Below are 1092 nucleotides of genomic sequence, written 5' to 3' on the forward strand. Positions count from 1 at the left end.
CCTAACGTTCGCGTTGAGCGGCCGAGCGATAACCGCCACCGAAGGCCCGGTGCGTCACGGTCCGCTCGAACGCGTTGTTAGATCTCACCGGGTACACCGTTCCTCCGCCAAACACTTGCAAGCCACGGCTGTCGCTCAAGCGGTAAACCCGCTGGACGATAGTAGTACTCCAACTCCGCGAACGCCGCCCGTTCGAGAAACGCGCGCCATGATTCGAGGTCGTGATACGCCCCATACCGCCCGCGATTCCAGCCCTCCTCGTTGTTCCCCCGGGGGTTCGAGGTGAAGAGCACGCCATCGGGCTTGAGCGCAGCGTGCAATTCGCTCAACACCCGCGGGAGCTCCTGGGATGGCACGTGGAACAGCGAGGCGTTGGCGAAGATGCCGTCGAAGCGGCGGGCGGGAAGCCTCAGGGCGAGGAAATCCTGCTCCCAGACTTCGCAGCCGCTGTGTTCGCGTGCCATGGCGGCGAGCGGCGGCGAGCCTTCGAGGCCGATCGGCTCGTGGCCTAATGCACGAAACGTCGCTAGGTCACGCCCCGGGCCGCAGCCGAAATCGAGTATGCGCAGCGGTGGCGAACCGCGAATGTGCCGCAGCAGCGCCTCGACGTTCTGCTTCACATCGTGGTCGCGCGTGCCCTCCCAGAATTCGGCGGCGCGTTCGTTGTAGTGCTTGAGCGTCTTCGCGGTGATGAGGGCCAAGTCCTCGCGAAGCTGTGTCATCGCGATCCTTCGATTTCCTGTGAGATCTAACTATTATTAGTTGACAAAGTGTCTGCCGAAAGAGATTAGTTGACAACTTCAAGCGGACAGGGGCTGTCGTCACGACGGGGATTCGAACCCCGGGTAGCGCCGTGAAAGTGGAGCTCCCTTAGCCGAATACAGTACGCACTTATGCGATGAGCCCTGAAGAAATGATCGTAAATGACTTTGCGTCGATGGCGGGGATGGCACAAGATGCCTAACTCTAGGTGGAACGGACGGGCCGCGAGCGCGGGCGGAACTTCATACGGCCGTGTGGCCCGCCGTTCACCACGACGTTAGATCTCACAGGAAATCGAAGGATCGCGATGACACAGCTTCGCGAGGACTT

1 protein-coding gene is annotated in these 1092 nt (G+C 61.2%); it reads right to left on the reverse strand.

The genetic code is table 11. The annotated features are described in order from the left end of the window. Positions 1-77: 77 nt before the first annotated feature. Complete coding sequence (locus VFQ05_07740) at positions 78-722, reverse strand: class I SAM-dependent methyltransferase (GenBank protein ID HET9326646.1); 645 nt, start codon at positions 720-722, stop codon at positions 78-80. Positions 723-1092 lie beyond the last annotated feature (370 nt).

The sequence above is a fragment of the Candidatus Eisenbacteria bacterium genome, assembly GCA_035712145.1.
GTDB lineage: Bacteria > Eisenbacteria > RBG-16-71-46 > RBG-16-71-46 > RBG-16-71-46 > DASTBI01.